The 7,766-nt window shown below is 71.9% G+C and carries 7 protein-coding genes; 6 read left to right on the top strand and 1 reads right to left on the bottom strand.

Going from position 1 to position 7,766, the window contains the following annotated elements; genetic code table 11:
• Positions 1 to 61 precede the first annotated feature (61 nt).
• Positions 62 to 1,051, bottom strand: a complete 990-nt coding sequence (locus AB0917_RS12630; protein ID WP_366819502.1) for an ABC transporter substrate-binding protein — start codon at positions 1,049 to 1,051, stop codon at positions 62 to 64.
• 139 nt (positions 1,052 to 1,190) lie between these two features.
• Between AB0917_RS12630 and AB0917_RS12625 the strand changes: the two genes are divergently transcribed.
• The 6 genes from AB0917_RS12625 to AB0917_RS12600 all read left to right on the top strand — a co-directional run bounded on the left by AB0917_RS12625 (position 1,191) and on the right by AB0917_RS12600 (position 7,506).
• Positions 1,191 to 1,988: a siderophore-interacting protein gene (locus AB0917_RS12625; protein ID WP_366819501.1), complete on the top strand. Its 798-nt coding sequence runs from the start codon at positions 1,191 to 1,193 to the stop codon at positions 1,986 to 1,988.
• Positions 1,989 to 1,995: 7 nt separating this feature from the next.
• On the top strand, positions 1,996 to 2,859 hold the full coding sequence (locus tag AB0917_RS12620; RefSeq protein WP_366819500.1) for an alpha/beta hydrolase: 864 nt from the start codon (positions 1,996 to 1,998) through the stop codon (positions 2,857 to 2,859).
• A complete protein-coding gene (locus AB0917_RS12615; protein ID WP_366819499.1) occupies positions 2,856 to 4,586 on the top strand; it encodes an ABC transporter ATP-binding protein in 1,731 nt (576 codons plus the stop codon). Before AB0917_RS12620 ends, AB0917_RS12615 begins: the two co-directional genes overlap by 4 nt.
• Positions 4,579 to 6,303 (top strand): ABC transporter ATP-binding protein, encoded by a 1,725-nt coding sequence (locus tag AB0917_RS12610; RefSeq protein WP_366819498.1) that lies wholly within the window; start codon positions 4,579 to 4,581, stop codon positions 6,301 to 6,303. Before AB0917_RS12615 ends, AB0917_RS12610 begins: the two co-directional genes overlap by 8 nt.
• Before the next feature lie 116 nt (positions 6,304 to 6,419).
• Positions 6,420 to 6,968, top strand: a complete 549-nt coding sequence (locus tag AB0917_RS12605) for an FABP family protein (protein WP_366819497.1) — start codon at positions 6,420 to 6,422, stop codon at positions 6,966 to 6,968.
• 112 nt (positions 6,969 to 7,080) lie between these two features.
• A complete protein-coding gene (locus AB0917_RS12600) occupies positions 7,081 to 7,506 on the top strand; it encodes a DUF4190 domain-containing protein (RefSeq protein WP_366819496.1) in 426 nt (141 codons plus the stop codon).
• Positions 7,507 to 7,766 lie beyond the last annotated feature (260 nt).

Below are 7,766 nucleotides of genomic sequence, written 5' to 3'. Positions count from 1 at the left end.
GCCGCCGCCGCACGCAGGAGGGGGACCCGGCACCGGCCGGGCCCCCCTCGGGCGCGCTCCGCTACATCTTCTTGAGCATCTCCTCGATCTCATCGACCGCGCCGATGGCGAAGCTGTAGTTGGCCATCACGAAGTGCTTCGAGGGGAAGGCCCGTCCGGCCTTGACCGCGGGCACGCCCTTCCACAGTTTGTGGTCCAGCAGCTGCTGGGTCGTGGGCGTCGCCTTGCCGTCGGCCTGCACCGAGTAGATCAGCGCGTCGCAGTCCTTGAGGACGTCCATCTCCTCGTAGCTCTTCGGTACGAACCCCGCCTCCTTCTCGGGCAGCCCCGCCCCGATCCGCAGACCGACGTCGCGCATCACGGTGACCAGCGGCGTCCCGAGGAAGAACTTGCCGTTCGGACCGCCGCTGAGGGGCGCCCAGGTGGTGGTCTCGATCTGCTTGCGGTAGGCCGTCCTCACCTCGGTGAGCCGGCTCTCGTACTCCTTCTTCTTCTCGCCGAGCCGGCTCTCCCGGTTGACCGCCTTCGCCAGTTTGGCGATCTGCTCGTTCCAGAACGCCCCGCTGGTGTGCCAGTCGAAGTAGGCGACCGGCGCGATGGTCTTGAGCGGTGCCGACTTCTCCTTGTAGAACTGATCGATGATCAGGTCGGGCTTGAGGGCGGCGATGGCCTGGGAATTGGGCGTTCCCGAGGCGCCGATCGTGTCGACGTCCTTGAGCTGCTCGTACACGTCCTTCGGCAGCAGCTGGGGGTTGGCCGCCCCGTCCGGGATGCCGACGGGGACCAGTCCGAGATCGAGGAGCATCAGGGCGTCGTAGTTCTCCAGGACCACCACCCGCTTGGGCTCCCGCGGGACCTGTACCGTCCCGTTGTCCGTCTCCAGGCTGCGGGTCGCGGCACCGGAGGGTTCCTCGGAGCCGCCGTCCGCCGCCTTGCTGTCGGACTCGCTCACGCCACAGGCCGTCAGCCCCAAGGCCGCTGCCGCACCCGTGAGTCCGCCGAGGAAACGCCTGCGCTCCACCGGGCCGGACAAGATACGTGAACGTGCCATGTTCACTCCTTAGTTCAGGAACAGAGAGGTCTTCCGGCCGCATCAGGACGCGGCCAGAAGTAAGGTATGCCTAACCTATCGCTTCCGGGTGGGATTCCGGGAGTCGATCACCTCAAGAGCAGCGAGGAGCGCGGACAGCATGAGCAGGGCCACGACCGATGAGCGACGAACCCGCAGGCCGGGGCGCATCCACGTGACCACCGTACGCAGGACGCGGCGCGTCACCCCCCGCATGGTCCGCGTCACCCTGGGCGGTGGTGACCTGTCTGCGTTCAGCAGCAACGGAAGCGACCAGCATGTCGCCCTGTACTTCTACGAGCCCGGTGTGCGACTGCCCCGGCCGTTCACGACCGAGGCGGCCAGAGCGCTGCTGCCCACCGCCCAACCGCGCCTGCGCCGCTACACGATCCGGGAACACCGGCCCGAACTCGCGGAAGTCGACATGGACTTCGTCCTGCACGGCCCCGAACAACTGGCCTCCGGCTGGGCCGAGCATGTCCGGCCGGGGGACGAGCTGATCTGGTTCGGGCCCAGCCCGGCCTATCCGCTCACCCCCCTCACCGACTGGACGCTCCTGCTCGGTGACGAGACCGCGCTGCCCGCCATCGGTGCCATCCTCGGTGAACTCCCGCGCGGACACCGGGTCCTGGCGGCGATCGAGGTCGCCGACCGGGCCGAGGAACAGCGGCTGCCCACCCGCGCCGACGCCACGGTCACCTGGCTCCACCGCCACGACCGGGACCACGGCGACCTCCTGCGCGAACACGCCACCGGCCTGGCGCTTCCCGAGGGTGGCGGGCGCGTGTGGGGCGGCGGGGAACGCCGGGTGATGCGCGAGCTGCGCCACCACTTCGTCCACGTCCGAGGCCTGGAGCGCACCGACACCCACCTCACCGCCTACTGGACCCAGGGCGAAACCCAGGACAGCGAGGTCTGACCCCGCCATGCCCACCGCACCCCTCAACGGCATCGACCTCGTCTACGACGACACCGGCGGCGACGGGGAGCCCGTGGTGCTCGTCAACGGCACCGCCGCGAGCCGCACCACCTGGCGCGCCCACCAGACCTTCGCCCTCGTCGACGCGGGCTACCGGGTCATCGCCCCCGACAACCGGGGCCTGGCGCCGAACGTGTTACCGCCCGGCGGCATCACGCTGGAGACCATGGCCGCCGACGTGGCCGCCCTGATCGACCACCTCTCCCTCGCCCCCTGCCGGGTCGTCGGCTTCTCCATGGGCTCCGCCATCGTCGGCGAACTCCTCCTGGCCCGGCCCGAACTGGTGAGCCAGGCGGTGCTGATGGCCGGACGGGCCCGCCCCGACACGTTCGGCTCCGCCCTCAACGAGGCCCGCCGTGAACTGCACGACAGCAAGGCCGACCTCCCCGCCGCGCACCGCGCCGTCTTCTCGGCCCTGTGCTACCTCTCACCGCACACCCTGCGCGATCCGCGCTCGGCGCGCGACTGGCTCGACATCTTCACCTACGCCCCCGGGGAGAACGGACCGGGCGTCCGTGCCCAGTACGACGCCATGGGCGACACCGACCGGCTGCCCCGGTACGCCGCGATCGACGTCCCGCTCCTGTGCGTCGGCTTCGCCGACGACGTCATGATCCCGCCGACGGCCACCCGGGAGATCGCGGACACCGTCCCCGGCGCCCGCTACACCGAGATCGAGCGCGCCGGCCACTTCGGCCACCTCGAACGCCCGGCCGAGGTCAACGCCGCCCTGCTCGGCTTCTTCGCGGAGCCGTCCGGCCGCTCCGCCCGCCCACCACGCCCCGCCGACACCGGACGAGGTGCCGCATGACCCCCCCTCCCACCACCGAGAAGGCCCCCGGGCCCGCCGCCCCCACCACCAGGGAAGGGCTGCGACTCCTGACGGGATGCCTCCGGGACCGACCCGCCCTCGCAGCCCTCGCCGTCCTCGGCGGCCTCGTCTACCAGCTCGCGCTCATCGCCCTGCCCTGGTGCATCGAACGCGCCGTCGACCAGGGCATCGTCAACGGCGACAGCTCCGCCCTGCGCCACTGGGCCCTCGTCATCGTCGGCGCCGGAGTCCTCGCCGCCCTCGCCGAGATGCTCCTCGGCTGGTACTCCACCCTGCTCGCCACCACCCAGGGCAACCGCCTCTACATCGCCCTCGCCGACCGGGTCTCCCGCCTGGACACCCGTACGCTCACCCGCTTCGGCGAAGGCGACCTCGGCATGCGCGGCACCCGCGACGTGGACCTGGTGCGCAACTGGCTCTCCGGCTTCGCCTCGTTCGTGACCGGCGTCGCCGGCTTCATCGTCATGATCGCGGCCATCATGCGGCTCGACCCGATGCTCGCCGTGGTCTGCGTGCTGTGCGTCCCGCCGCTGGTCTGGATCAACACCTACTGGTTCCCCAAGAGGTTCGGCGCCGCCAACACCCAGCTCTCCGCCGCCCACGGAGGCCGCGCCGACGCGGTGGAGGAACTGCTCTCCGCCAGCGCCGCCGTACGCGGACTCGGCGGCGAACCCGCCCTCGTACGACGGCATCACGAGCGCAGCGCCACGGTCACCGAACACACCCTCGCCACCGGACGGGTCTCCGCCGACTGGGCCGCGCTCTCCCCCTTCGTGCCCGCCCTCGCCATCGGCGCCGGACTCGGCCTCGGCGGACTCGCCGTCCTGCGCGGGACCATGTCCGTCGGCGGCATCGTCGCCTTCACCAGCTGGATGAGCATGCTCGTCCTGTGGGTCGGCGTCATCACCCTGCGGGTCAGCCAGCTCAGCCAGGCCACCACCGCCGCCCGCCGCCTCCAGGACGTCCTCCTGCCCCGGCCCACCGACCGCGCCGAGGGGACAGCGTCCCTGCCCGCCACCGGCGACCTCACCGCCGAGGGCGTCGGCCACGCCGTCGACGGACACCCGACCCTCGCCCCGGTCGACCTCACCGTGCGCCCCGGCGAACTGATCACCGTGACCGGCCCCACCGGCTCGGGCAAGACCACCCTGCTGCGGATCCTCGCCGGACTCCAGCCGCCCACGAGCGGCACCGTACGCTTCGGCGGGCTCCCGCTGGAGGCGGCCGACACCGTCGAACTCCACGCCAGGATCGGCTACGTACCCCAACGCCCCGTCACCCTCAGCGGCACCCTCGCGGACAACCTGCGCCTGGGCGCCCCCTACACGGACGACGCACTGCGCGAGGCCTGCCGCACCGCCGCACTCGACGGCTACCTCGCCTCGGCCCCCGACGGCCTGGACACCCTCGTCGGCGAACGCGGCAGCACCCTCTCCGGCGGCCAGCTCCAACGCCTCGCCCTCGCCCGCGCCGTCCTGCGCAGGCCGGCGGTCCTGCTCCTCGACGACATCACCTCCGCCATCGACACCACCACCGAACGCACCCTGCTGGAGCGGCTGCGCGCCTGGTCCGGAACGACCGCGATCGTCTGCGCGACCCACCGCTCCACCTTCATCGACGCGGCCTCGCGCACCCTCGCCCTGGCACCGGCCCGGCCGGCCGCCGCCGACCACGTAACGGAGGACCGGGTGAGTACCGGTGGCTGAACACCCGTGCCTGACCGCCACCCCCGACCAGCGCCGCGTCCTGCGCCGCGCCTGGCCCCACATGCGCCCCGAGCGCCGTGGCATCGCCCTCGCCCTGGCCGCGAGCGCCGCCGCGACCGCCACCACCGTCGCCGTACCCGCCGTCATCGGCGCGGGCGTCGACCAGCTCCTGGAGCGGGACCGCACGGGGCTGTTCACCGCCGTCGCCGCGCTCACCGTGCTGTCGCTGCTCCGGCTCGCCCTGTTCCGCCAGTCGGAACTGCTCCTCACCACCGTCGGTGAACGCGTCGTCCGCGCCCTGCGCGAACTGGCCGTCACCCGGCTCTCCCGGGCGCCCCTGCGCTTCCTCGAAGCGCACCCCTCCGGCGACCTGCTGCGCCGGACCACCACCGAGATCGCCGATCTCGCGGGCTTCGTCCGCAGCCAGCTCCCCGACGTCCTCACCGTCGCCGGCTACCTCCTCTTCACCACCGTCCTGCTGCTCACCTACTCCCCCCTGCTCACCCTGGCGCTGGCCCTGGCGTTCGTGCCCGCCATCGTCGGCGTGCTGAGACTCTTCAAGAGGGCCGCCAACCCGGCCTTCGCCGCCGAGGCGGCCGCGGCCGGCACCGTGGCGACCACCTACCGCGAGCTGGTCCAGTCCCGCGAGATGCTCCAGACGGGCGGCGGCATCGGCTTCTGGCGCGAGCGGTTCCTCGCCGACCACGAGCGGCGCTACCGGGCGGCCCGGCGCAGCCAGCGCAGCCTCTTCCTCATCAGCCTCTCCCGCGTCGTCCAGAGCGTGACGACCGCCGTGCTCCTCCTCGTCGGCGGCTGGCTCACCACCCGGGGCTCCATCAGCGTCGGTACGGTCGTGGTCTTCGTCCTCGCCACCCGCCAGCTCTTCGACTCCGCGACCCAGGCGTCCAACCTGGTCGGACAGGTCCAGATCTCCCTCGTCGGACTCGCCCGCCTGCTCGACCTGCTCACCACCACCGAGCCCCGGTCCGCCCTCGCCCCGCCCCGCACCGCGCCCGACGACGGACCGCACCCCGTCACCGCCGAACGCGGCCCGCTCGAGATCGAGGACCTGCGCTACTCCTACGTGGCGGGCGACGAGGTCCTGCACGGGCTCTCCGTACGGGTGGAGCCGGGCGAACGCGTCGGGCTCGTCGGCCCCACCGGCTCGGGCAAGACGACCCTCGCCAAACTCATGACCGGCCTCTACACCCCCGACAGCGGCACCGTCCGCTACGACGGCCACGACCTGGCGGACCTCCCGCCCGCCGAACTGCGCCGCAGGATCGTCCTGATCCCCCAGCGCGTCCACATGATCGAGGGCACCCTGCTGGACAACCTCCGGCTGGTGCCGGGCGATCCCGACGAGAAGGCCATCGCCCGGTCCGTCGAACACCTCGGCCTCACCGGCTGGACCGACTCGCTCGACGACGGACTCCACACCGACCTCGGCCGCGGCGCGGGCCGGCTCTCGGCCGGTGAACTCCAGCTGATCGGCCTGGTGCGGGCCGCGCTCCTGGACCCGGCCGTCCTCGTCCTCGACGAGGCGACCGCCGACATCGACCCCGAGACGGCGCGGACCCTGGAGACCGCGATCGACACCCTGCGGGCCGACCGGACCCTCATCGTCATCGCCCACCGGGAAGCGACCATCCAACGGCTTCCGCGCATCATCCGGCTGGAGGAGAGCGCCCTGCTGACCGCCGACCGGCCCTGCTGACCCGGCCCTCGTGACCTCCGACCGGCCCCCGGCGAGAGGCGATGCCCCGGGGACGGCCTGCCACGTCCTAGGCTGCCCCCGGCACCAGAACCGGCATCGACCCAGGAGCACGCCCCATGTCAGACCCCGCCCCGCAGCACCCGTATCCCGACGCCTTCCGGCCCGACGACGTACCGGCGCCCCACCCGCTCCTCGCGCCGGTGCTCGGGCTCCTGGGCACCTGGACGGGGAGCGGGCGGGGCGGATACCCGACGCTCGACGGCGAGTTCGCCTACGCGCAGGAGGTCACCTTCAGCCATGACGGACGCCCCTTCCTCCACTACGTGTCGCGCGCCTGGCTGATCGACGCGGACGGGCGGCCCCTGCGGCCCTCGGCCCGGGAGAGCGGCTGGTGGCGGCTCCAGCCGGAAGGGCGGGTGGAGGCGCTGATCACCCAGCCCACCGGCGTCGCGGAGATCGCGGTCGGCCGGGCCGGCGAGGGCACCGTCGACCTCGCCACCCGCGAGGTGGCTCTCACCCCCACCGCCAAGCAGGTCGACGCCACCCGCCGCCGTTACACCCTGACCGGCGAGGACACCCTCGTCTTCGTCCACGACCTCGCGGCGGTCGGACAGCCGCTGGGGCACCACCTGTCGGCGGATTTCCGGCGGTGCGGTACGGCGTAGCGCCGGGCCGCCGGACAGGGCGCCGGACCACCGGAGCGCCGGGCGGATTTGCATACCGAGGGTCTTGTGGGGCATATGGACAGGACAACTTTTGGTAAGGAGTTCGTATCCGATGTCCATGCCCAGTTACCCTCAGCAGCCGAACGCGGACCAAGGGCAGTACGGCGCGCAGTACGGCGCTCCCGAACCCGCCAGGAGCAACGGGTTCGCGGTCACCGCTCTCGTCCTGGGTCTGCTCGCCTGCCTCTTCTTCTGGACGGTCGTCGGGGGACTTCTTCTCGGCCTGCTCGCCCTGGTGTTCGGCATCCTCGGGGCGCTCCGCGCCCGCCAGGGGCAGGCCCCGCGCAAGGGCATGGCGATCGCCGGTGCCGTCCTCGGTGCCCTCGGGCTGATCGGCTCGGTCATCGTCCTCATCATCGGCATATCCGTCTTCAACTCCGACTCCTACAAGGACTTCGAGAACTGCATGGAGAGGGCGCAGACCAAGTCCGCCGAGGACCGGTGCGCGGAGGACTTCGGCGAGAACCTCTTCAAGTGAGCCCGAACGGCGGGACGGCGGTTTGCCACCGCGCCCCGACTTTGTGACGGTAGGGACGAGGAGTGGTCTTCCTCACCACCGGATCCGACGGTCCGGTGGATCATGTGTGCCCAACCGAGCAGAGGGAAGAGGAGGTTTCGATGTCCTCGAAGCGACGTCGTAAGAAGAAGGCCCGCCGCAAGAACGGCGCCAACCACGGCAAGCGCCCCCAGAGCTGAGGCCGGCCCGGGGGTCCGAGGGGCAGCACCGCACGGTGCTGC

This window comes from Streptomyces sp. NPDC007346 (assembly GCF_040703535.1).
In the GTDB taxonomy this organism is placed as follows: Bacteria; Actinomycetota; Actinomycetes; order Streptomycetales; family Streptomycetaceae; genus Streptomyces.
Note: the sequence above shows the minus strand (reverse complement) of the source record. Positions and strands in the feature narration are given on the sequence as shown.

Excerpts from the sequence above, each read along its gene's own strand:
- AB0917_RS12630 (WP_366819502.1), bottom strand. The coding sequence starts at position 1,051 with ATGGCACGTTCACGTATCTTGTCCGGCCCGGTGGAGCGCAGGCGTTTC.
- AB0917_RS12625 (WP_366819501.1), top strand. The coding sequence starts at position 1,191 with ATGAGCAGGGCCACGACCGATGAGCGACGAACCCGCAGGCCGGGGCGC.
- AB0917_RS12620 (WP_366819500.1), top strand. The coding sequence starts at position 1,996 with ATGCCCACCGCACCCCTCAACGGCATCGACCTCGTCTACGACGACACC.
- AB0917_RS12615 (WP_366819499.1), top strand. The coding sequence starts at position 2,856 with ATGACCCCCCCTCCCACCACCGAGAAGGCCCCCGGGCCCGCCGCCCCC.
- AB0917_RS12605 (WP_366819497.1), top strand. The coding sequence starts at position 6,420 with ATGTCAGACCCCGCCCCGCAGCACCCGTATCCCGACGCCTTCCGGCCC.
- AB0917_RS12600 (WP_366819496.1), top strand. The coding sequence starts at position 7,081 with ATGTCCATGCCCAGTTACCCTCAGCAGCCGAACGCGGACCAAGGGCAG.